Consider the following 22,568-nt stretch of genomic DNA (forward strand, 5'->3'; position numbering starts at 1 on the left):
TCATTATAATTTTTATGGTGTTTTTAAATGCTTGCCAGATAGCTTATAAACCAAAGGTTGATACTGCACTGTTTGAGCCAATGCCAATACCTAACGAAATAGTTGGCAAAGGCTGGCTTGAGAAGTTTCAATTCTCAGGTGTTGTTGAACAGTCAATGCTAGTGTCTACTGAGTTTTCTGAGAAAATGATAAAAGTTGCAGCATTGAGTTTTGAAGGTATCCCGCTATCTCAGCTGCAGTTTGATACCCAGACGAATCAATTAACGACGACTAATTTGCTAGGAGTTGACTTTGATGGAAAAAAAATTATTTATGACATGCAAAGTGCGTTTTGGCCATTGGCACAACTTAAGCAACATATTTGTAAAAACTGCCAAGTAACTCAAACTACTATTGCAGGACAATTAACTCGTCGTTTTTATCGAGGCGAGACATTAATTCGTGAAGTTATATATAATGGCTCACACACTCAACTAGTTGAGAACGAGCAGAATTATCGTTTAACTATAGAAAGATTAGAAGAATATTAATATGCAACAACCGCTATTTATTAGCCATTACGCCATGATAAATGCACTAGGGTGTGATAACCAAAGTATAAGACGTAATTTACTCGCAGGCAGTCAAGAGGGTATTGTTATCAATAACACTCTCTTTGACGAAGGTCCTATTTATGTTGGCGCTGTAAATGCTGAGTTACCCTTATTAACTGACCGAGATCTCGAGTTTCAAACTAGAAATAATCAATTGGCAGCACATGCGCTTGAGCAATTAAGAGAACCCGTTACTGAGCTTAAAAAGCAATATGGTGCACAGCGAATTGCAGTCATTGTTGGTACGAGTACATCAGGTATTGCTCAAGGTGAGCAAGCAATGAAAACTCAACAGCAAGAGGGTCTTTTTCCGAGTGAGTATCATTACCAGCAGCAAGAGATGGATAACCTAGCACAATTTATTCAAAGTGAGCTGGGTCTAGAAGGTGTTGCTTTTACGTTATCTACAGCATGTTCATCAAGTTCTAAAGCATTTGCGACAGCACAAGAAATGATAGCTTGCGGATTAGCAGATGCTGCAATTGTAGGTGGAGTAGATAGCCTATGTGGTATGACGGTAAATGGTTTTCATGCTTTAGCATCAACATCAGCAGGCATATCAAACCCATCAAGTAAGAATCGTGATGGAATAAATATAGGTGAAGCTGCCGCTTTGTGTATTGTACAAAAGCAAGGGGAAGTTAAACTATTAGGTGTTGGTGAATCGAGCGATGCGCATCATATGTCGGCACCTCATCCACAAGGTGAGGGAGCGGCAAGGGCAATGAAAAGTGCGTTAGCTGCCGCTAATATCAATATAAATGAAGTTGACTATGTAAATTTACATGGAACTGCAACACCTAAAAATGATGAAATGGAAGCTATTGCTATAATGAATGTTTTTGGTATTGAAACACCATGTAGCTCTTCAAAAGGTATGATTGGTCATACATTAGGTGCCGCTGGCGCGACTGAAGTAGGTTTATGTTGGTTATTATTGGGCGGTAATGATTATGCTCCTCATGTATGGGATGGTGAACGGGATACCAGTTTACCCGCAATAAACCTTGTTCCAGTTGGTGCTAAGCACCCTTCCCAAATTACTACCTGTTTGTCAAACTCATTTGCATTTGGCGGTAATAACGTCAGTGTATTAATCGGACTATAAGCTATGAATCATCCTCATCACCCAATCGAAAGTGTATTACCACACACTGCACCAATGATTTTAATTGATAGCTTAGAAAGTTATGATGAAATTAGCGGACGCTGTCTTGTTACAATTACTCCACAAAGTAATTTTTATGACCCTGAGTTAAAGCAGGTACCAAGCCATGTTGGAATTGAATATATGGCACAAACCATTGCCGCTTATGCTAACGCAAATCAAGTAGATAGTGGCGCTAAAGTAGAAGTCGGATTTTTAGTAAGTAGCCGTAAGTATAAAATGCATTGCACTGGTTTTTCTCTCGATAGTACTTTAACAATCGAAGTTGAAAAATTATATAGTGAAGAAAGTGGCTTAAGTGCATTTGAGTGCACTATTAAAGAAGGCGACGTGCTATTAGTGGATGCCAAAATTAATGTATTTCAACCAGAAAATCCTAGTCAATTTTTAGCGGAGCAAATTTAATGTCAAGACGTGTACTAGTAACCGGTTCAAGTAAAGGTATTGGTAAAGCCATTGCTTTAAAGCTTGCTAAAGATGGCTTTGATATTAGTTTGCATTGTCGCTCAGGAATAGAAGCTGCAGAACAGGTTAAATCTGAAATTATTGCTTTAGGCGTTAATGTTGATATTTTACAATTTGATGTTGCAGATAGAGAATCAGCTAAAGCAATTTTAGGTGGGTATGTAGAGTGCCATGGTGCATTTTATGGTGTAGTGTGCAATGCCGGTATTACTGCTGATACTGCATTTCCTGCAATGACAGATGAAGAGTGGGATAGCGTAATACACACAAATCTAGATGGGTTTTATAATGTGTTGCACCCATTAGTTATGCCTATGGTAAGTAATCGTAAAGGTGGGCGTATTGTCGCTATGTCATCAGTGTCGGGCGTTGCTGGTAACCGTGGACAAGTTAATTATAGTGCATCAAAAGCGGGTATTATTGGCGCTTCGAAAGCGCTTGCTGTCGAGCTTGCAAAGCGAAAAATAACTGTGAATTGCGTAGCACCTGGTCTTATTGATACTGGTATGACTGATGATTTACCAATAGCCGAAATGAAAAAAATGATTCCCGCTAACCGTATGGGAAATGTAGATGAAGTGGCTGCAACAGTCGCTTTTTTAATGTCTGATGGCGCAAGTTATATTACCCGTCAGGTAATTCAAGTTAATGGTGGAATGGCGTAATGAAGCGTGTTGTAGTAACGGGAATGGCGTCTATCACTGCGCTAGGTGATGATTGGAATGTATTCAAAGCGGCTTTAATAAAAGGCGAAAATGCAGTAAAACGTATGCCTAGCTGGGATTATATTGATGGTTTAAATACTAATTTAGCAGCCCCCGTTGAAGGTTTTAGTCGTCCAGCAAACTATACGCGAAAGAAGGTTCGTTCTATGGGGCGTGTTTCTCTTATGTCGACAGTTGCGACTGAGCGCGCCTTAGAACAAGCACAATTATTAGAACACCCAGCTTTAACTGATGGTTCTACTGGCGTGTCATACGGCTCATCAATAGGTTCAACAGAGCCTTTAGTCTCTTTTGGCCGCATGATGGAAAGTGGTTCTATGAATGGCGTAACCGCGACGAGTTATATTCAAATGATGGCTCATACTGCACCGGTTAACGTTGGCGTATTTTTTGGTTTAAAAGGTCGTGTGATCACAACAAGTTCAGCGTGTACTTCTGGTTCACAAGGAATTGGTTATGCATACGAAGCCATAAAATTCGGTCGCCAAAAGTTGATGGTCGCAGGTGGTGCTGAAGAGTTATGTGTTACAGAAGCGGCTGTTTTTGATACTTTGTATGCAACGAGTACAAAAAATGACACACCTAAAAACACACCTAGACCATTTGATAAAAATCGTGATGGTTTAGTTATTGGCGAGGGCGCAGGTACACTCATTTTAGAAGAATATGAACATGCTAAAGCTCGTGGTGCAACCATATTAGCTGAAGTAGTCGGCTTTGGTTGTAACTCTGATGGGAAACATGTAACGCAACCAACTTCTGAAACCATGCAAGTTGCTATAGAAATGGCACTGCAAGACGCTAATATCTCAGCGGATCAAATTGGTTATATTAATGCACATGGTACTTCAACCGATAGAGGTGACATTGCAGAATCTCATGCAACATTTAATGCATTAGGTGCTAAGCCAATTAGTTCATTAAAAAGCTACCTAGGGCACACTCTTGGTGCGTGTGGTGCTATAGAAGCATGGGCAAGTATAAACATGATGAATGATGACTGGTTTGCACCCACTATTAATTTAACCGCAATAGACAGTGAATGTGCTCCTCTTGATTACATTATTGAAGAAGGCCGACAGATTCATACAAACTTTGTAATGAGTAACAACTTTGCCTTTGGTGGTATTAATACATCTCTTATTTTTAAACGGTTTCAAGGTGAATAAAGTTAAGTGGTTATACCTATTACTCACTTTATTTAGTACGTTTTCATTTGGTGCATCAAAGCTTGAAGTGGGTGGCGGTATTTTTATGGCTGACATCCCACATTACCTAGGTTCTGATCAAAGTGAACAGTATGTACTCCCAGTACCTTATATCCGTTATCAAAGTGATGATTTAGATATCGACCGCAATAGCTTTACAGGTTATTTGTGGCATCAGGGGAACCTGCATTTAGATATTTCTGCCGGTGTAACTATTGCCGTTGACAGTAAAGATAACACGGCACGTGAGGGCTTAGATGATTTAGATTGGGTGTTTGAACTGGGGCCATCATTAAATTATTATTTAATGGGGACACCACAAACAAAACGTCACCTATATTTTGGGCTTTTTACTCGAAAAGCAATGGCTACCGATTTTGGGTCTGTCACTAATGTAGGTTGGCACTATGGACCGAGTATTTATTTTGAGTCGCCACTTTTAGTAACGAATAATTATGAGTTAAGTACCAGCATAAGAGCAAACGCTAATTTTGCTGACGATCGTTATTTAAATTATTATTATGGTATTTCTTTACTTGATAGTAGTGCTGAACGAGCTGAATTTAATAACCGTTCTGGATATTCAGGATCAGATTTATCCATTGGGATAAATTTTGATACTAAAAAATATTGGCTAGGTGGTTTTGTAAAATATGATTACCTAGCAAATACAAAGCAGCAACACAGTCCCTTAGTTAAGCAAAATAGTAATATATCGCTTGGTTTTGGCGTTGCATGGAAATTTTATACACGAGAAGGAAGATAAAATGAAAACGATTATAAGTACGTTACTTATTGCCACAGCATTAATGACATCGGCTGCTCAAGCCCGTGATGATATTAGTAAATACCCAATTCAAAAATTGTTAGAAACAACTAAAGCAAAAAATGCATTATTGGATATTCCACTTTACTTTGCTGACCAAAGCTATTCAAAAGAAAGCAGCAAATACGGTGAAGTAATCACTAATAAAAAAACCAATGCATTTGGTAAGTCTGATACTGAGGCATGTGAGTGGGTAATGTTAAGTGCACTTAAAGCATTACAAGAGCGTGCAGTAAAAGAAGGCATGAATGCAGTTGTTAATATTCAATCATATTACAAAAAACGTGAGTTTGTCAGTAGTACTGAATTTGAATGTGGTGCAGGTACTATTATGGCTGGTGTTGCATTAAAAGGCACTTTAGTTAAGTTATAACTAACTGTTAGCTAGTTTTTACTGTATAATTTGCGACCCTTGATAATGTGGCCGTAGGTTATACAGCATGAATTTTAAATCTTTTAGTTTCGCTCCTGAAATCATCCAGGCGTTGGACGAACTTAACTATCACACCCTTACGCCCATTCAGCGCGCAGCAATTCCAGCTGTTCGTAAAGGTAAAGACGTTTTAGCCAGTGCACAAACTGGTACCGGCAAAACTGCCGCGTTTGCTTTACCTATCATCCAAAAATTGGTTGAGTCTGAACTCAGCACAACTAATGCACCTCATGCATTAGTACTTGCTCCAACGCGTGAACTTGCAGAACAAATTGCAAATAACTTTAGAGATTTTGCAAAGCATACATCACTTAAAGTCGTTAGTTTATTTGGTGGTGTGAGCACTGCCGGCCAAGCAAACGCTTTAAAAGAAGGCGTTGATGTTGTAGTTGCTACACCAGGTCGTTTATTTGATCATATTCGTTTAGGTAACTTAAGCCTTGCGAATGTTAAGCACCTTGTTCTTGATGAAGCTGACCGTATGCTTGATATGGGCTTTATCGAAGATATGCAAAACGTAATTAAAAGCTGTGCAGAAGAGCGCCAGATTTTACTTTTCTCAGCGACTTTCCCTGCTGCAATTAAACAGTTTGCATCTAAGGTATTAAAACAAGCTGAAATAGTTCGTGTTGATCAAACTAATAGTACAGCAAGCACTGTTGAGCATGTTGTTTACCCAGTTGAAGAACGTCGTAAGCAAGAGCTACTTTCTGAATTGATTGGCAAGAAAAACTGGCAACAAGTGCTTGTCTTCGTCAACATGAAAGAAACCGCTGATGAGCTTGTTAAAGAGCTTAACCTTGATGGTATTCCGGCAGGCGTTTGCCACGGTGATAAATCTCAAGGTAACCGTCGTCGTGCTTTACGTGAATTTAAAGAAGGCAAGGTACGCGTATTAGTAGCTACAGAAGTGGCTGCTCGTGGTATCGATATTGATGGCTTACCGCGTGTAATTAATATTGATTTACCATGGCTTGCAGAAGATTACGTTCACCGTATTGGCCGTACAGGTCGTGCTGGTCGCCAAGGTCAAGCAATCTCTTTTGTTAGCCGCGAAGAAGAAAACACCTTGTTTGAAATTGAAACGCTAATCGGCCAAAAAATCAAACGTGTATATTTAGAAGGTTATGAAGTAAGTAACCGTGAAGTACTCATTGATAAAATTGGTAAAAAACCAGCGCATTTACGCCGTACACGTTCTAACAAGTTATCAGGACAAGCAACCGGTGAAGCGAGAGCAGTAAATCGCTCACGTATTTCAAGCGTTCGTAAAAGCTTAAAAGGCGAAAAACTGTCACTTAAAAAGTCATAGTTAACGCCGTTTAGTTAAAAGAACCTGAGTTTACTCAGGTTTTTTTGTGCCTGGTGATAACACCTCATCAATAATATTTGCGTATAAATAAGCCGCTTGCTCGTCTTCTTTATTTGCTATTATGGACAAGCCAACAGGTAAACTACTTACTTTTCCGACCGGTAGGGTTATGTGCGTTGTGCCTGCAATAGCAGATAACGAACTACTGCTACCATTAAAGTTATCCCCGTTAACTAAGTCTGTTTTCCAAGCAGGTGATACTGTTGGCGCTATTACAATATCAAGCTTATTATTTTTGTATACATTAGCAATGGCTGTTGTTGCTAAAGTACGATAGCGTTTTTTAGTCTGCTGATATTTTTGCTTTTTAGTTAAATCAATAGCCTGCGATTGAATAAGAATGTCTTGCTCAAAGTGAGGCATCTCTTTGTCTTTGTTTTGAAGATTAAAATCAATAAGTGCTTTTAAACTTTTAACAGCCACTTGTTTTGGAGTGTTAGCCAGATAATGATTAATCTCGGCTTTGAAGTCGTAAAGTAAAATATAGTATTCATCTGCAAAAAGCATGTCTAAGTTATCAGTAATATCAACATCAATAACAGTGTGCCCAGCCTGTTTTAATACTCGTAACTGCTTGGCATAAAGGCGCTGCGTTTCAATTGTAAATTTATCACTTGGTAGTGCACCAATGGTAAGTGATGATTTTGGTTTTAGATTATCTGTTTTTAATTCAAATCCTGTAGTTGTCGCATCAAGAGAGTCCTCACCTTGTAAAACAGATAAAACAAGCAGTGCGTCTTGAAGTGAATGTGCCATAGGCCCAACCGAGTCTTGGCTACTTGAAAGTGGCACAACACCTGAGCGTGATACCTGGCCCATGCTTGGCTTTATTGCATAAACACCATTTACTGAGGCAGGGCAAGTAATTGAACCGTCTGTTTCTGTCCCTAAGGCTACTGGCGCAAAGTTAAGCGCGACTGCCACAGCAGAACCCGCGCTAGAACCACATGGGTTACGTGTTACATCATGCGCATTATGTGTTTGTCCGCCTACTGCACTCCAACCTGAAGATGAGTAGGATGAACGAAAGTTTGCCCACTCACTTAAATTAGCTTTACCTAAAATTATAGCGCCTGCATTGCGTAGTTGTTTAACAACAAAAGCATCATTATTAGTAATGTTATTTTTAAGTGCTAGAGAGCCAGCCGTTGTGGGAAGTGTCCCTTTAGTTTCTATATTATCTTTAAGAAGTACAGATATTCCATGTAATGGCCCAGCCCATGTGCCTTTGATGGCAAGTTCATCTAACGTTTTAGCTTGAGCAAGTGCTGTAGGTTCTAAACTAATAACCGCATTATAGTGTGGATTAAGTTTATTAATTCGGTCTATATAATTTTGGGTGAGTTGCTGTGCATTAATAGAATTATTTTTATATGCACTGTGAATTTCATCGATGGTTTTTAGTTCTTGTGCTTTAGCGTTAAAAATTGCTAATACACTAAGCAACGAAAAGGTAAATTTTTTGATCATTGTTGAGGTGCTTGGGTTGTTATTATTTTCTATACATTTAGCACAAAAAAGCCTCACAAAGTGAGGCTTTTCGATAAACAGTTTAAAAAAGAGGTTTAAGCGTTTTCTAACATAGATAGTGCGACCGCTTCAGCTGCTTTAATACCATCAATACCGGCTGATAAAATACCGCCCGCGTAGCCTGCGCCTTCACCTGCAGGGTAAAGCCCTTTGGTGTTAATACTTTGGAATGTTTTGTCGCGCTTAATACTAATAGGCGACGAAGTACGTGTTTCAACGCCGGTTAATAAACCATCGTTAGTCGAAAAACCACGAATTTGTTTATTAAACGCTGGTATCGCTTCGCGAAGCGCATCAATAGCAAATTGTGGTAGCACTTTGCTCAAGTCAGTTAACTTAATACCTGGTGTGTAAGAGGGTTGTACTTCACCTAAATTTTCTGAAGATTTACCTTTCAAAAAGTCGCCAATTAGCTGTGCTGGTGCATCGTAGTTACTACCACCAAGCTCATATGCTTGCTCTTCAAGTTTGCGCTGTAAGTCTATGCCTGCAAGTGGATTACCTGGGAAGTCTTGCTCTGGCGATATGCCTACCACAATAGCGCTGTTAGCATTACGCTCACTTCGAGAATATTGGCTCATACCGTTGGTAACAACGCGGCCTTCTTCAGACGTTGCCGCGACTACTGTGCCACCGGGGCACATACAAAAACTGTAAACGGTGCGGCCATTATCACAATGGTGAACAAGTTTATAATCGGCAGAACCTAAAATAGGGCTACCTGCGTTTGTGCCAAAACGACATTCATCGATCATTGATTGTTTATGCTCGATTCTAAAGCCTACAGAGAATGGTTTTGCTTCAACGTATATGCCTTTTTTATGGATCATATCAAAAGTATCACGCGCACTGTGACCAACGGCTAATACAACATGGCGAGTGTTTAGTTGCTCGCCATTTGAAAGCGTTAAACCTGTTACTTGTCCATCGTCTAAATGAATATCGTCAACACGTGTGCTAAAGCGAATTTCACCACCGAGTTCAATAATACGTGCACGCATTTTTTCAATCATGGTGACAAGTTTAAACGTACCAATATGCGGCTTACTTACATATAAAATTTCATCGGGAGCGCCTGCTTCTACAAATTCAGTAATTACTTTACGGCCATAATGCTTTGGATCTTTTACTTGGCTGTATAACTTACCGTCTGAGAATGTACCTGCGCCGCCTTCACCAAATTGTACGTTTGACTCTGTATTAAGTGTGCGTTTACGCCAAAAGCCAAACGTGTCTTTGGTACGTTCACGTACTTCTTTACCACGTTCTAATATAATTGGATTAAAGCCCATTTGTGCAAGTAATAAGCCTGCAAATAAACCACACGGGCCAAAACCAATCACAACAGGGCGCTCTGTTATATTTTCGCGGGCTTGGGCTACAAATTTATAGTTTGTGTCAGGCGCTACTTTTACATGTTGGTCTTTTTCGAATGCAGTGAGTAAATCGGCTTCGTTATCAACTTCTATATCGAGTGTATAAATCAGTAAAATAGCTGATTTTTTACGTGCATCATAACCACGCTTAAACACATTAAAGCTGTGCAATTGTTCTGGTTGGATTTTTAGTTTATTTACAATTGCTTGACCAATTGCATCTTCGTCATGATCAAGTGGCAGCTTTATTTCGGTTAAACGTATCATTTATATCTCTTTTAGGTGTCATAGCGGGGTATTATTACCGCTCACAATAAGGGTGATGCAGGGCACAACGGATGTGCAAACATAAGGCGCGCATTTTACGTTAAAATAGGGCGATATGGCACTTATTTATTGTATTTTTGGGGTGGATGGGTATGATCCGCAACTGTTGTTTAAAATTTTAGGTATTAAAATAGTATGGCGTTTGTAGTCACCGAAAACTGTATAAAATGTAAGTACACCGATTGCGTATCAGTGTGCCCTGCAGATGCATTTTTTGAAGGCCCTAATTTTTTAGCCATTAGCCCAATTGATTGCATTGATTGTGGTTTATGTGTCCCGGAATGTTCAGCCGACGCAATTTATCAAGAAGATGAACTCCCTGAGTCTCAAAAAGAATTTACCGAATTAAATGCTGAACTTGCACTCGTATGGCCGCGCATTACTGAGGTTAAGCCTGCACCAGAGGACGCTGATATTTGGAATGGCATAGATAACAAACTTAAACTACTCGAAACATAATTCGTAACAATTAGTTATTCCTTTATCATTAAATAGTTAATTTTTTACTTCAAAGTATTAACAAATGTACCTGGATAAATTACAATCCTTGGCTTAAGTTGCTCCTTATGAGTAATTACAGTCTAAATGGATGTTTATGCAGTACTTTATAACTATAATAAAAAAGTTTACCTTCCTATTTTTAAGTTTCGTTTTATTATTTTCAAGCCTTAATGTAGCGGCTGAAAAACAGCAAATATCCTTATCCCGTATTGATTCGAATATCACCGTTGATGGTGTTATGGATGAAGCGCATTGGCAAAATGCGACTCGTATTCCTTTAATCTACCAAGACGAGCCTAACGAAAAAGGCACTCCGCCTGTAAAAACGGATGCTTTCATTTACGAGGATGGCACAAACTTATATGTTGCCTTTGTTGCAGAGGATCCAAACCCTGAGCAAATTCGTGCATCACTGCGTGACCGCGATACGTTGTGGGAAGACGATGTAGCCATTCTTGTTATTGACACCTTTAATGATGAACGCAGTGGTTATGAATTTCATGTGAACCCGCTTGGCGCACAGGGCGATATAAGAATGACCGATACCGATGGCTGGAGTTCTGATACCTCATGGAATGCTATTTGGGATAGCGCGGGGCAAATTAACGAGCAAGGTTATGTTGTTGAAATGCGTATTCCTTTTAAGGCACTGCGCTTTCCTGAAAATAAAAAAGAGCTAACGTGGGGTTTTTCAGTAATGAGAAACTATCAGCGTGATGTTTTGTATCAGCTATCAAATATGGGATTCGATAGAAATATAAAATGCAGTCTTTGTCAGTTTGATAAGTTAGTGGGTTTTAGCGATATAGAATCAAGTAAAAATATTCAACTTACACCTACGCTAACTACACTACGTAATGACAATAAATCAGAGCTACCGGGTAATTGGGATAATGGCGATATAGACACCGAAGTGGGCTTAGATTTACGTTGGGGCTTAACAAAAGACGCTGTTTTAAATGCAACTATCAACCCAGATTTTTCGCAAGTAGAAACAGACTCTTTAGAGCTCGATGTAAATACAACTTTCTCTATTTATTATGCTGAAAAACGTCCTTTCTTTTTAGATGGGGCTTCTTACTTTAAAAGCAGCTTATTTGAGCTTTTATACACGCGTACAATTGCAGAGCCTACTTTAGGTGCAAAGCTAACCGGTAAAACGGGCGATCATAGTTATGCTTTAATGCTCGCTGATGATGATAATAGTAATATTTTACTGCCAACAAATCAGGGCTCTGGCTTTGCAAGCTTAAACGAAAAAACGAATGCTGCCGCAGGGCGTTATCAGTATGACCTAGGTCAGCAGGGGACTATTGGTATTTCAACCACCCATAGAGAAAGCGACGACTATCATAATACCGTATTATCAGTAGATGGGAGTTACTGGTTTAATCAATCGGACACTCTTTTATATCAGGTATCATCGGCTGATACCCGTAACTCTGAATTTTTAATCGAAAATTATAATTTATCTGAAACTCAGTCAGATGAAGCTTATGCCCTGGAACTTACCCGTGATAAACGTGATTACAAACTGTTTGCGTCGTATGAAAATATTGGCGAGGACTACCGCACTGATTTGGGTTATCAAGAAAAAGTAGATTACGAAAAGGTTGTGTTTGGAGGCGGGCAGACATGGTATCGAGATGAAGCTGATTTGCTTACTTCATGGTCATACGAAGCTGATTGGGATAAAACGTGGGCACAAAACGGTGACTTACTTGAAGAAGAATACGAAGGTTTTTTAAGCTTTAAAGGTCAGATGCAATCTATTTTTGAAATTGGTTTAGTACATCGCTATGAAAATTATAACGACAATTTTTACAATCAAAATATTGGCTATATTTACACAGGTTTCAAACCCACTAAAGATTTAAAGCTTTCGTTATATATTGAATACGCTAGCCGCACTGACTATACCAACGAACAGCTTGGTGATGTGTTTAACACTCAAACCCAAGTGGTATGGGATATTAACGACCACTGGCAGCTCGATGTAAAGCATAACTATAGTCAATTAGATAACCCGCAAGGGGATCGTGTTTTCACTGCTAATTTAGTCGACTTTAGACTTTATTATAAATTTAGCATGCGTTCAATTCTTAAATTAATTTTACAATTTGAAGATATTGATAGAGACGAAAATGCCTACTTTTATCAAGTGAGCCAAATCAATAAAGATTATGGCAGCCAACTTGTTTACTCATATAAAATTAATGCACAAACATTATTTTATTTAGGATATTCAGATAAAGGTTATCAAGATGATTCTCTTAAAAATATTGAGCGGGATCAGCGTACATTTTTTACAAAAGTTAGCTATGCGTGGCAGCTTTAAATATTAAAATAAAAAAGGACATATATGAAAACTTTAAAAATAACGGTTGCAGCAGCAATGGTTGCTACCTTGGCAGGTTGTGCGGCCAAGCAAGATATTACTCGCTTTGAAACAAATAAGCCCAAAACAGTCTGTATTGCTGAACATAAGGCTGTTAAAGAAGGTGTTTTAGATGCCATGAAAAAAGGTTTCGCAAAGCATGATGTTGAAACCCGAGTTATTCCTGCTAATTATGTATTGCAGCATCAAGACTACCAGACTGAGTTACCAGATGCAGACACAATAGGGTGTAATGCCGTAGCTTACTACGTAGCAAATTGGCGTTGGGATTTAGCGCTCTATATGGCATACGCAAATATTTGGATTAAAGACGTTGAAACGAATGAAAAAATAGCACAAGCATCTTATCGCACCGGTGGTGGACTGGATAAGTTTATAGACGCCGAAGAAAAAATTATAGAGCTTATTGACGGTATGTATTAAATTTTAAACAATTAGAACATTTTTGTTTATTTTTATGAACCCCTTCTACACTATGCGTTATGCGTAGTTAGTTAGACCGTTATTGTTATATTTTTATGTTACTCTAATGGCTTAGGATTATATAAATGCTTGCTTAGTACTAAAAGCAAGCGATATAATCCGCTTTTGGAAATAGGTTCAAGGGAGAGGTAAGATAAATGGATTTTTTTTATGAATAAATTTAAACCGCTCGGTTTTATTTTCCTAATTATAATTCTATTTTGTTTTTGCATAAATATAGAGTTAACGAATCAGATTAACCGTATAAATCTATTTCATACCAGTATTGATATACGAAGCTTCGAAATAACGAATACCACACTTGATATGGCTCCTTGGTATAATCCGATCTTAAATGGCCACTATATAATCCAGCAGCCTACTGCGGATTTTTTGCTTATTAAAACCACTGACACCCAGTTTGTAGCAGCCGATTCAAGTAAGCTAATTATAATGACACTTGCATCACCTATTAATTTTTTATTTTTATGTGTTTTAATATTTAGCTGTGGTTTGTATTTACGTAGAGAGCGCAGAAAACGTCACTATAAAAACCAAATTGCTGAGCTTAATCATCAGGCTAATAGCTTACTCACTGCATTTAACCTACAAGTAAAACCAGCAGAGAATCCTTTGGGTGTAAGTAGCTTAAGCCAATCAATAAATAGTTTAAATACACATGTGGCCAATTATGTAAAACAAACCCAAACAAGTATTTGCCAAGATAAACTGACGTTATTAATTGACCGTCATGCGTATATTGAACATATCGACAGACAAATTAATCACGCGAATCAAGATGAGCTGAAATGTGCACTTCTGTTTATAGATCTTGATGGTTTTAAACAAGTAAATGACTCGTTTGGTCACAGTTTTGGTGATGAAATATTAGTCCAAGTTGCTAGTCGACTCGCAAACGTTTTGCGTCACCATAAGTTGAGTAATATAAATAGTGCTAACCAGTTAGAGCAAAACCTATCTAGACTCGGAGGGGATGAGTTTTCTATTTTCATAGAGTTACTTGATAATAGCGATAGAGTTATTGAAATTGCAAAGCACGTGCTAAGTGAGCTTGAAAAAGACTTTGTGCTAGGCAATAAAATAGTAAAAATTAGTGCCAGTATTGGTATTGCTGCTTACCCAGAAAGTGCGTCAACCCCACAAGCACTTTTACAATTAGCTGATGTGGCTATGTACAGAGCTAAAAGCGATGGTAAGGGAATATTTAAAGTTTACTCACCAGAAATGGGTAACAAAATGCGCCGTTACCATTACTTACTCGAAGAGTTACGCATAGCAGTCGCTTGTAAAGATTTGTACTTATCTTTTCAGCCAATTGTGCATGTTGAAGATTGTATGATTGATTACTTCGAAGCGCTTACACGCTGGGATCACCCAATTGAAGGTATGATCCCGCCTTCAGAGTTTATTCCTATAGCAGAAGAGTCTAATTTAATATTAGAGCTAGGCGATTGGATTATGCTTGAATCGTGTCGGCAAATGGCTGCATGGCACGATGCAGGTATGCGGAAAATAAAAATATCAGTTAACGTTTCGGGCATTCAACTAAAGCATCGTGATATTTATGATTGGGTAATGAAGAAGCTTAAAAAAACCGGTTTACCGGCTACGTCTTTGATGCTGGAAATTACAGAATCAACTTTCATTAAAGCCAGTCCAAGAATTATTAAAGAGCTCAGTAGGCTAAGAGAAGAGGGTATCACTATTGCTATTGATGACTTCGGTACAGGTTTTAGTTCTTTAAGTACATTAGCGGATTTACCAATAGATGTTATTAAAATTGATCGCTCGTTTATAGCACAAGCCAATAAAAGCCAAAAATATAACGATATATTAAATACAATTAGTGATCTTGGAAAAAAGCTAGGTATTAAAATTGTTGCAGAAGGCGTTGAAGAAATAGGGCAGTTTGAACTGGTTAAAAAAATAGGTGTGAGCTCTGTTCAGGGATATTTAGTTAGCCGCCCTGAGTCATCGATTAATGTAGGTAATAAAGTATTACGGAACAACACTAGTAACCTTTCAGCATCGGGTACAAGTGCGTGGGATATTGTTAGTTAGTTAGTTAGTTAGTTAGTTAGTTTACAAATAAAAATGCCACTCTAAATAGAGTGGCATTTTTTGTTTAATCAGTAATTAATATATTAAAGATCAAATGTGCGAGAAACAGCAAGTACAATACGCTCATCAGCATAATCGTAATCTAAGCTTGTGTTTTCAGCAGCCACTTCAATACCAAAACCTTCGTAGCTTGTTTGGTATGCTAAACGGTAATGGTTGTATGATTTTTTCTCGTTTACGTCCCACGCCCATTTTTGTCCATCAAGCGAGTTTGAAATATCAAAGCTTGCACGTAGTGCATGATTTGGAGCCAGCTCATAGGTGTGTGCAATCATTGAGATTACATGACCCGCGCCCGTTCCAAAGTAATCCCAGCTGTACCAAAAGTTTAGCTCAGTTTGGCCGTATTCACTTGCGTAACCAAATTTAGTATAAGCTTCGCCGTAGTTACCATCGCTGTTGTTACCTTGATAAGTGTAATAAGCAATACCGTAATCAACGCTAAATTGCTCATCAAGTTGTACATACTTACCTACGTAAGCATCAAGCTCGAAATCAGTGTCGTCACCAAAATCTACATTTGAAGCCCAAACACCTGCGTAAACACCGCTATCAAAGGCGTAGTCTAAGCTACCTTGAATTGCAGGCTCGCTATCAGTTTGGCTCACACCATTAAAAGTGTAGTCAGACGCTGCCGTGATTGTTGTTGACCAATCAGCTGCTGCAGTCGTTGATAAAAGTGCAAATGGTAGTGCTACTACTAGTTGTTTTAGTCTGTTATTCATTATTTATCCCTAGTGTACTGTGTCTATTTTTGTGTAATCAATTGCGTTTGCTTTTGGTGAGCTATCTATATTCGTTACTGTTTTAAATTTACTGTAACCAATAAAGGCAGCACAGATAAAGAACAAGCCAATAACTAAAGCACCTACCCACTGAATTTGTAAAAATTCTAGTTTAAACAGTAATGTAAGTAGTGATAGAGCAACAATATTACCTATCATGTATTTCATTTTACCAAAACGCTTTACGGTAAAATTTAGGTTATCTGTATATAAACGTACTAACGAATCGAGAGAGTTAATTACAAATATAATACCTACAAATACCATGGCAAAGTTTTTAATACCTTGAGTTGGGATGCCCGCCTCGTGGTAGTGATAAAGTACGCTAAACCAAATCGCAATCGGAATAGAAGGGAAAATTAACATCGCACCCAATACTTGGTATGTTTTAAGTCCACCAACAAAACGTGATGTAAATTGACCAATCATTATGCTCCACGCAAACCACCAAAATAAGTAAAACTCATGGTAATCATTAAGCGGCAAAACAAATTCATTAATGTTTGCAAAGTAAGTGCCAATAGAGCCTAAGTTATTCGTAAATGCTGACATTTGACTATCACCAATTACAAATGCGCCAGCCCACATAAAGGCGATTAAAGCTAAAAATAACCACGTAGTAGAAATACTTAAAATACGTACATATTTAATATCAGTACTTGAGTAAACCGCAAAACAGATAGCCGCAAACACAATTAAATAAAACTCAGAAACTATGCTTGTTCCATCACCTAATTCGGGTAAATACCACGGTAGGTTTGTAAGCAGTAAATAAGCGGTAAATGCACATGTACCAATAATTACAACATTATTGATAAATTTAACCCAAGGAATTTCGAAAAATTTCACTTTAGGTTCTATTACACAGAAATAAAAGCACGTAAGAAAGTAAAATCCCCAGATCAAAAATCCCCAGTAGCCAAACTCAATAGCCAGTGGATTTGCAAACGCGTATTCTGGGCTTGCTTTTATGTCTGCATAACCTGCAAACTCAGTTAAAGGAAACATAATAAGGCCAACATCAAGGCCAGAAGTAAATAATATTGCTATAAACGTAAAGGTTCGAACTGGTGTTACACCTACTACGCGCACATTACCCCATTTAATTAAAATAGTGATAATGGCAAGTAAGGTAAAAATGATGCCTGCATTAAGCCAAATAGTCATTGTTACCCTCCAGTAATGAATAAAAATAATTCATAAGCACTCCGTATTTTATTGTTTTATTCTCGCATTAACACAACGTAACCTATTTACATCGTGTGCCACTGCAAGGCACGCACAGGTTTAGCCCGACGAGACTAAACCTAAGCATGTGGCTAAAGTTAGATCTTTGAACTACGTTGTGTTTCTTGCCAGTTTGTTGTTATGGCAACATTTACATCCGCTTTCTGTAATGGGTCTTTACCTAAAATTATGTCGGCTGCTTTTTCGGCAACCATAATTGTAGGCGCATTCAAGTTTCCGTTAGGAACTGTTGGGAATATAGATGAGTCAACAACACGTAATCCCTCAATACCATGCACTTGGGTATTAGAGTTAACAACGGCCATATCATCTTCACCCATTTTGCATGAGCAAGAAGGGTGGTAAGCACTTTCTACGGCTTGGCGTACAAAGGCATCTATTTCTTCATCTGTTTGAATGTGTTTACCTGGTTGAATTTCTTCATCGCGGTATTCATCAAAGGCATTTTGCTCGATTATGTCGCGTGTTAAGCGAACGCACGCTCTAAAGCCTTCAATATCGTCTTGATGCTCAAGGTAATTAAATAAAATGGTTGGTGGTTGCTCAGGATTTGCAGAGGCAATAGTCACACTACCTCGGCTTTTTGGTTTGTTATGACCAACATGAACCTGAAAACCATGACCTGCAAATGCACTTCTACCATCGTAGCGCATTGCTGCTGGTAAAAAGTGATACTGAATATCTGGCCATTCAACACCTGGTTTTGAGCGAATAAACGCACACGATTCAAAATGATTCGTTGCACCTAAACCCGAACGCGTTAATAACCAGCGTGCGCCAATCAAACCCTTTGAAACAATGCCTAGCTTGCCGTTAAGCGTGATAGGTTGCTTACACTTGTATTGAAAGTAAAACTCAAGATGATCTTGTAAGTTTTGACCAACACCAGGTAAATGATGCTGTACTTCAACGCCTGCGTTTTCGAGCGCTTGAGTATCACCAATACCAGAGAGTTGTAAAATATGTGGAGAACCAATTGGCCCTGCACTTAATACAACGTCTTTTGTTGCATGGGCAGTTTTAACGTCGTCATTTACTTTGTATTCAATGCCAGTAGCTTTTTTACCGTCTAAAATCACGCGTTGTGCTAGTGCACCTGTAATAATTGTTAAATTACTACGCGATTTAACAGGGTCTAAATACTCACGAGACGCAGAGCTGCGCACGCCGTCTTTTACGGTCATGTGCATTGGGCCAAAACCCTCTTGCTGCGACGCGTTGTAATCATCTGTTGAGGCGTAACCAGCTTCAACACCTGCTTTTATAAAAGTGCGATAAAGCGGGTTTTGCATTTCGTTGCCGTTATTAACGCCAAGCGGGCCTTTGCCACCACGGTAAGTATTTTCACCAAGGTAAAAGCTTTCTGCCTTTTGAAAATACGGTAAACATGATTGGTAATCCCAACCGTTTGCACCGTGTTGCTGCCATTCGTCAAAATCTTTTGCGTGGCCACGTACATATACCATGCCATTAATAGATGACGAGCCGCCTAATACTTTGCCACGAGGGCAATGCATTTCACGGTTATCTAAATGAGGCTCTGGCTGCGTATGAAACTGCCATGCGTATTTGTCACTATTCATAGGAATAGATAACGCAGTTGGCATTTTTATAAAAATACTTTTATCGCTACCGCCAGTTTCAAGTAGTAACACGCGGTTATTTGAATCTTCAGACAAACGGTTTGCTAAAACACAACCCGCCGAACCCGCGCCAACAATAATATAGTCGTAATGATTACTCATAGTAGGGCGCCTTAAAATGGGCTTTCTATGTCGGCCATACCAACATAAATAGACTTAGTTTGCGTGTATTGATCAAGCGTTTGTATACCATTTTCACGGCCAATACCCGATTGCTTATAACCGCCAACTGGCATTTCAGCAGGTGAATTACCGTATGCATTAATCCAACAAATACCGGCTTGTAACTTATGAATTACGCGGTGAGCACGTTTAATATCACTCGTAAATACGCCAGCTGCTAAGCCTAGGTGTGTACCGTTAGCGCGTGCAATCACATCGTCTTCGTCGTCAAAAACAAGCACGCTCATTACTGGGCCAAATATTTCTTCTTTAACGATAGTCATGTCGTCATTACAATCAATAAATACAGTCGGTGCTACAAAATAGCCATTAGGAGCAGATTCTGGTGAAAGCGTTGTACCACCAGTTAAAAGCGTTGCACCTTCTTCAATACCTTTATTAACGTAGCTCATTACTAGTTCTTGGTGCTTTTTAGAGATAAGTGCGCCAAAGTTTGTATTTAAATCTTGCGGGTCACCAGCAATAATGTTTTTCTCAGTGCGCGCTTTAAGCTCATCAATAAACTGCTGATAAATATTTTTATGAACGTAAATACGAGTACAGTTAGTACAAATTTCGCCTTGCGTATAAAAGTTACCTAACATAGCAGCGCTAACCGCTTGCTCAATGTTGGCGTCATCAAATACTAATAGTGGAGACTTACCACCAAGTTCCATTGTTACATCTTTTAACGTACCGGCAGCACTTGCCACTACTTTTTTACCTGTGCCTACTTCACCTGTAAACGATACTTTATCAATGTCGCTATGCCGTGTTAGCCACTGGCCTACATCGCCCGCGCCTTGAACAACATTAAACACACCTGCAGGTACGCCAGCTTCAAAAAACACTTCAGCAAGCTTAATAGCGCCAAGTGGTGTTTCCTCAGATGGTTTAAATATAAATGCATTACCAGCAGCAAGGGCAGGGCCCGACTTCCAACATGCAATTTGTAGTGGGTAGTTCCATGCACCAATACCCGCACAGATACCTAGTGGCTCTTTACGTGTGTAGTAAAAGTCATCACCCACCATTTGCTGTTGGCCTACTTGTGCTGGCGCAAGGCCTGCAAAGTATTCAATTACATCAGCGCCGGTTTCAATATCAACACAATTTGCTTCTTGCATTGGTTTACCGGTGTCTAGTACTTCTACAAGGGCTAGCTCATCATTGCGCTCGCGTAAAATAGCCACTGCTTTTAATAAAATGCGGCTGCGTTCAATGGGTGTCATCGCTGACCACTGAGCAAAGCCTTGCTTTGCACTGGCAATGGCTGCGTTTTGAATAAATTCGTCGGCAATCTCTACTGCGTAAATAACCTCGCCCGTAGCTGGGTTTGTTACATCAAATGTTTTGCCGCTCTGGTTTGCAAGAAAATGGCCGTTAATAAAATTTTGATAGACAGGTGTAGTCACGCTAGGCTCCATATTGCTTGATAAGTGAAAGTACGTAGCTTTTTGCTAACTTTTCACTGTGTTTAAACTGATTATTGTCTGACTTACTCAGTACTGCTCTTAACCATAGGCCATCGATCATGGCGGCGATAAGTTCAGCAGCTTGATTCGCTTGCTCAATAGGCATTAATTGCTTCAAAGAAAATGCTAAATTACTGTGCAAGCGTCTACTGTTTACATTTTGTAGTCTGTGTAATTCTTTATCGTGCATCGATTGCGCCCAAAAACTCAACCACGTTCGGGTTGTATCATTGCGTTGTTGTACAAGCGCAAAGTTGGCTTCGACAATATACATTAAACGTTCAGTCGCATTTGTTTGATGGTTTACTTTGCCTATCAAGTCTTGCTTTAAGCTTGTTAGTAAGTACCGAACAGTGGCTTCAATCAGCCCCTGCTTACCATTAAAATAATGACTAATAATACCCGACGATAAACCTGCATTTTTACTAATGCTGTTTATAGTCGTTCCTTGCAGACCTTTGCTTGCAACAGATTCTATAGTTGCGTCAATTAACTGCTGACGCCTGACAGGTTCCATTCCAACTTTAGGCATAATTTTTATTAATTGAACGTTCAATAAAGATAAGCTTAAGGTAATAGCTCTAACAATTCAAGGCTGAGGTAAATATCTAGATGCCAAAATGTAGATGAATCATTAATAAAATCGCAACTAATGCGATAAAGAAGGTAAAGTTTTATTTCATTTAACTGTATATAAAACATAGGGTTGTGGAGGTTGTTTTGAAATTAAATAATGGTAATGATTTGTTTACAGCAATAAATGAATAAAATGTGTAAAAATCGTTAGTGCAGTAATAGTTAGAGTACTAATAGTATTATTTTAATGCAAAAGTACACCAAACCTGCAATTGCTTAGTGCTCTAATAAATTTATATCGAGAGTAAGCTTTGCGGTTTTATCGTTTTAAAGCGCTTGGTTTGAAAGGTTAAGTTTTGAAAGGTCAGGCATTATTAATAACGCCTTTAAAAAGTAGGGGGTAACGTCTTAGTCTATTGCCAATATAGTCATCAGCTAAAATTTGCTGGCAAATAAAATCTATATCTTTGCTTGCTTCAAAAACCCAATCAAAGCGCTCTATAGCCAATAAAAAACCACGCTTTAAATGAGTTTGAGCACGGTATTGTTCTAAATTGTCTTGAATAATTGAGATTTTGCTTGGATCAGCTTTAAGCTCTTCTACTACTTGGTTTATAAAAGTAGTATTGAGCTTACTGGTAGGGCGGTTCCTGAGTTTTCGTGGGTGCATTAGCTCTCGTTAGCAATGTTATATAATTTTTTCAAAAAATCATCTTTATGTTTTTCATGCTCATAATCTAGATGATAAGTATTATGAAAACCAAAGCGTAATTCAACACCGCTTCCCTGCAAATATACAGTGTAACCATCTACATCTGAATAAGCAGTAACGCCTTGATAATGTTTACCTTCGTCAGTCATTTCGCCTTTTTGAATGATGCGTTCATACACGGCTAAAATCTGTTTGTTGTCAATTTCGTTTTTCATACTTCACCCTTTTATTTAATACCTCATACGATAATGATATGAGGGTCGATCATCTTAAAAACAATAGCTAAAAATGTGTGATATTGCTTTAATGCCGTTCACTTAAGGTGAGCGGCTTTTTTATTTCTAGCGTACCGCTGCGGTCTTGCCTTGACTGAGCGAGGAAAACTTCGCTCCCTTCGAGGCTCTAGAATGAGGCTTTCTGCCATCGTATAAAAGTATTTTA

21 protein-coding genes are annotated in these 22,568 nt (G+C 38.7%); 12 read left to right on the forward strand and 9 right to left on the reverse strand.

Features of this window, described 5'->3' with window-relative positions; all coding sequences use genetic code 11:
- Positions 1 to 14: 14 nt before the first annotated feature.
- From I6F53_RS12060 to I6F53_RS12095, 8 genes are all read left to right on the forward strand, one after another.
- Positions 15 to 530, forward strand: coding sequence for a DUF3261 domain-containing protein (locus tag I6F53_RS12060; RefSeq protein WP_197239692.1), 516 nt, complete (start codon positions 15 to 17; stop codon positions 528 to 530).
- 1 nt (position 531) lies between these two features.
- Positions 532 to 1,701, forward strand: a complete 1,170-nt coding sequence (locus I6F53_RS12065; RefSeq protein ID WP_197239693.1) for a beta-ketoacyl-[acyl-carrier-protein] synthase family protein — start codon at positions 532 to 534, stop codon at positions 1,699 to 1,701.
- A 3-nt stretch (positions 1,702 to 1,704) separates the two neighbouring features.
- Positions 1,705 to 2,166, forward strand: a complete 462-nt coding sequence (locus I6F53_RS12070) for a hotdog family protein (protein ID WP_166421387.1) — start codon at positions 1,705 to 1,707, stop codon at positions 2,164 to 2,166.
- On the forward strand, positions 2,166 to 2,891 hold the full coding sequence (locus I6F53_RS12075) for a 3-ketoacyl-ACP reductase FabG2 (RefSeq protein ID WP_166421388.1): 726 nt from the start codon (positions 2,166 to 2,168) through the stop codon (positions 2,889 to 2,891). The genes I6F53_RS12070 and I6F53_RS12075 overlap by 1 nt, the downstream gene beginning before the upstream one ends.
- A complete protein-coding gene (locus I6F53_RS12080; RefSeq protein ID WP_166421389.1) occupies positions 2,891 to 4,120 on the forward strand; it encodes a beta-ketoacyl-ACP synthase in 1,230 nt (409 codons plus the stop codon). Before I6F53_RS12075 ends, I6F53_RS12080 begins: the two co-directional genes overlap by 1 nt.
- On the forward strand, positions 4,113 to 4,925 hold the full coding sequence (locus I6F53_RS12085) for a MipA/OmpV family protein (RefSeq protein WP_197239695.1): 813 nt from the start codon (positions 4,113 to 4,115) through the stop codon (positions 4,923 to 4,925). Before I6F53_RS12080 ends, I6F53_RS12085 begins: the two co-directional genes overlap by 8 nt.
- Position 4,926: 1 nt before the next feature.
- Complete coding sequence (locus I6F53_RS12090; protein WP_024611386.1) at positions 4,927 to 5,358, forward strand: hypothetical protein; 432 nt, start codon at positions 4,927 to 4,929, stop codon at positions 5,356 to 5,358.
- A gap of 67 nt (positions 5,359 to 5,425) precedes the next feature.
- Positions 5,426 to 6,730, forward strand: coding sequence for a DEAD/DEAH box helicase (locus I6F53_RS12095; protein ID WP_197181618.1), 1,305 nt, complete (start codon positions 5,426 to 5,428; stop codon positions 6,728 to 6,730).
- Positions 6,731 to 6,760: 30 nt separating this feature from the next.
- Here the strand turns inward: I6F53_RS12095 and I6F53_RS12100 are convergent, their stop codons facing one another.
- The gene (locus I6F53_RS12100) at positions 6,761 to 8,260 is read right to left on the reverse strand and encodes an amidase family protein (protein WP_197239696.1); all 1,500 of its coding nucleotides are present in this window, start codon (positions 8,258 to 8,260) and stop codon (positions 6,761 to 6,763) included.
- A gap of 95 nt (positions 8,261 to 8,355) precedes the next feature.
- On the reverse strand, positions 8,356 to 9,963 hold the full coding sequence (locus tag I6F53_RS12105; RefSeq protein ID WP_197239698.1) for an NAD(P)/FAD-dependent oxidoreductase: 1,608 nt from the start codon (positions 9,961 to 9,963) through the stop codon (positions 8,356 to 8,358).
- A 195-nt stretch (positions 9,964 to 10,158) separates the two neighbouring features.
- Between I6F53_RS12105 and fdxA the strand changes: the two genes are divergently transcribed.
- The 4 genes from fdxA to I6F53_RS12125 all read left to right on the forward strand — a co-directional run bounded on the left by fdxA (position 10,159) and on the right by I6F53_RS12125 (position 15,466).
- The gene (fdxA, locus tag I6F53_RS12110; protein WP_197239699.1) at positions 10,159 to 10,482 is read left to right on the forward strand and encodes a ferredoxin FdxA; all 324 of its coding nucleotides are present in this window, start codon (positions 10,159 to 10,161) and stop codon (positions 10,480 to 10,482) included.
- Between the two features lie 136 nt (positions 10,483 to 10,618).
- On the forward strand, positions 10,619 to 12,862 hold the full coding sequence (locus I6F53_RS12115) for a carbohydrate binding family 9 domain-containing protein (protein WP_197239701.1): 2,244 nt from the start codon (positions 10,619 to 10,621) through the stop codon (positions 12,860 to 12,862).
- Positions 12,863 to 12,886: 24 nt separating this feature from the next.
- The gene (locus tag I6F53_RS12120) at positions 12,887 to 13,345 is read left to right on the forward strand and encodes an Sbal_3080 family lipoprotein (RefSeq protein WP_197239703.1); all 459 of its coding nucleotides are present in this window, start codon (positions 12,887 to 12,889) and stop codon (positions 13,343 to 13,345) included.
- A gap of 210 nt (positions 13,346 to 13,555) precedes the next feature.
- A complete protein-coding gene (locus I6F53_RS12125; RefSeq protein WP_197239704.1) occupies positions 13,556 to 15,466 on the forward strand; it encodes a putative bifunctional diguanylate cyclase/phosphodiesterase in 1,911 nt (636 codons plus the stop codon).
- Between the two features lie 83 nt (positions 15,467 to 15,549).
- Here the strand turns inward: I6F53_RS12125 and I6F53_RS12130 are convergent, their stop codons facing one another.
- The 7 genes from I6F53_RS12130 to I6F53_RS12160 form a co-directional block, all read right to left on the reverse strand.
- A complete protein-coding gene (locus I6F53_RS12130) occupies positions 15,550 to 16,251 on the reverse strand; it encodes a TorF family putative porin (RefSeq protein WP_197239706.1) in 702 nt (233 codons plus the stop codon).
- A gap of 9 nt (positions 16,252 to 16,260) precedes the next feature.
- Positions 16,261 to 17,478, reverse strand: a complete 1,218-nt coding sequence (locus I6F53_RS12135; RefSeq protein ID WP_166421205.1) for a BCCT family transporter — start codon at positions 17,476 to 17,478, stop codon at positions 16,261 to 16,263.
- A 158-nt stretch (positions 17,479 to 17,636) separates the two neighbouring features.
- Positions 17,637 to 19,304 (reverse strand): choline dehydrogenase, encoded by a 1,668-nt coding sequence (gene betA, locus I6F53_RS12140; protein ID WP_197239708.1) that lies wholly within the window; start codon positions 19,302 to 19,304, stop codon positions 17,637 to 17,639.
- An 11-nt stretch (positions 19,305 to 19,315) separates the two neighbouring features.
- The gene (betB, locus tag I6F53_RS12145) at positions 19,316 to 20,779 is read right to left on the reverse strand and encodes a betaine-aldehyde dehydrogenase (RefSeq protein WP_197239709.1); all 1,464 of its coding nucleotides are present in this window, start codon (positions 20,777 to 20,779) and stop codon (positions 19,316 to 19,318) included.
- Position 20,780: 1 nt separating this feature from the next.
- Positions 20,781 to 21,356: a transcriptional regulator BetI gene (betI, locus tag I6F53_RS12150; RefSeq protein ID WP_197239711.1), complete on the reverse strand. Its 576-nt coding sequence runs from the start codon at positions 21,354 to 21,356 to the stop codon at positions 20,781 to 20,783.
- Between the two features lie 423 nt (positions 21,357 to 21,779).
- Positions 21,780 to 22,085 (reverse strand): hypothetical protein, encoded by a 306-nt coding sequence (locus I6F53_RS12155; protein WP_197239710.1) that lies wholly within the window; start codon positions 22,083 to 22,085, stop codon positions 21,780 to 21,782.
- The gene (locus I6F53_RS12160; protein WP_002958616.1) at positions 22,085 to 22,342 is read right to left on the reverse strand and encodes a DUF3081 domain-containing protein; all 258 of its coding nucleotides are present in this window, start codon (positions 22,340 to 22,342) and stop codon (positions 22,085 to 22,087) included. Before I6F53_RS12160 ends, I6F53_RS12155 begins: the two co-directional genes overlap by 1 nt.
- Positions 22,343 to 22,568 lie beyond the last annotated feature (226 nt).

The sequence above is a fragment of the Pseudoalteromonas sp. SWN29 genome (genome assembly GCF_015864465.1).
Lineage (GTDB): Bacteria > Pseudomonadota > Gammaproteobacteria > Enterobacterales > Alteromonadaceae > Pseudoalteromonas.

What these genes read in the sequence shown, in the direction of transcription:
- I6F53_RS12060 (WP_197239692.1), top strand. Translation starts at nt 15, where the DNA reads ATGGTGTTTTTAAATGCTTGCCAGATAGCTTATAAACCAAAGGTTGAT.
- I6F53_RS12065 (WP_197239693.1), top strand. Translation starts at nt 532, where the DNA reads ATGCAACAACCGCTATTTATTAGCCATTACGCCATGATAAATGCACTA.
- I6F53_RS12070 (WP_166421387.1), top strand. Translation starts at nt 1,705, where the DNA reads ATGAATCATCCTCATCACCCAATCGAAAGTGTATTACCACACACTGCA.
- I6F53_RS12075 (WP_166421388.1), top strand. Translation starts at nt 2,166, where the DNA reads ATGTCAAGACGTGTACTAGTAACCGGTTCAAGTAAAGGTATTGGTAAA.
- I6F53_RS12080 (WP_166421389.1), top strand. Translation starts at nt 2,891, where the DNA reads ATGAAGCGTGTTGTAGTAACGGGAATGGCGTCTATCACTGCGCTAGGT.
- I6F53_RS12090 (WP_024611386.1), top strand. Translation starts at nt 4,927, where the DNA reads ATGAAAACGATTATAAGTACGTTACTTATTGCCACAGCATTAATGACA.
- I6F53_RS12095 (WP_197181618.1), top strand. Translation starts at nt 5,426, where the DNA reads ATGAATTTTAAATCTTTTAGTTTCGCTCCTGAAATCATCCAGGCGTTG.
- I6F53_RS12100 (WP_197239696.1), bottom strand. Translation starts at nt 8,260, where the DNA reads ATGATCAAAAAATTTACCTTTTCGTTGCTTAGTGTATTAGCAATTTTT.
- I6F53_RS12105 (WP_197239698.1), bottom strand. Translation starts at nt 9,963, where the DNA reads ATGATACGTTTAACCGAAATAAAGCTGCCACTTGATCATGACGAAGAT.
- fdxA (WP_197239699.1), top strand. Translation starts at nt 10,159, where the DNA reads ATGGCGTTTGTAGTCACCGAAAACTGTATAAAATGTAAGTACACCGAT.
- I6F53_RS12115 (WP_197239701.1), top strand. Translation starts at nt 10,619, where the DNA reads ATGCAGTACTTTATAACTATAATAAAAAAGTTTACCTTCCTATTTTTA.
- I6F53_RS12120 (WP_197239703.1), top strand. Translation starts at nt 12,887, where the DNA reads ATGAAAACTTTAAAAATAACGGTTGCAGCAGCAATGGTTGCTACCTTG.
- I6F53_RS12125 (WP_197239704.1), top strand. Translation starts at nt 13,556, where the DNA reads ATGAATAAATTTAAACCGCTCGGTTTTATTTTCCTAATTATAATTCTA.
- I6F53_RS12130 (WP_197239706.1), bottom strand. Translation starts at nt 16,251, where the DNA reads ATGAATAACAGACTAAAACAACTAGTAGTAGCACTACCATTTGCACTT.
- I6F53_RS12135 (WP_166421205.1), bottom strand. Translation starts at nt 17,478, where the DNA reads ATGACTATTTGGCTTAATGCAGGCATCATTTTTACCTTACTTGCCATT.
- betA (WP_197239708.1), bottom strand. Translation starts at nt 19,304, where the DNA reads ATGAGTAATCATTACGACTATATTATTGTTGGCGCGGGTTCGGCGGGT.
- betI (WP_197239711.1), bottom strand. Translation starts at nt 21,356, where the DNA reads ATGGAACCTGTCAGGCGTCAGCAGTTAATTGACGCAACTATAGAATCT.
- I6F53_RS12155 (WP_197239710.1), bottom strand. Translation starts at nt 22,085, where the DNA reads ATGCACCCACGAAAACTCAGGAACCGCCCTACCAGTAAGCTCAATACT.
- I6F53_RS12160 (WP_002958616.1), bottom strand. Translation starts at nt 22,342, where the DNA reads ATGAAAAACGAAATTGACAACAAACAGATTTTAGCCGTGTATGAACGC.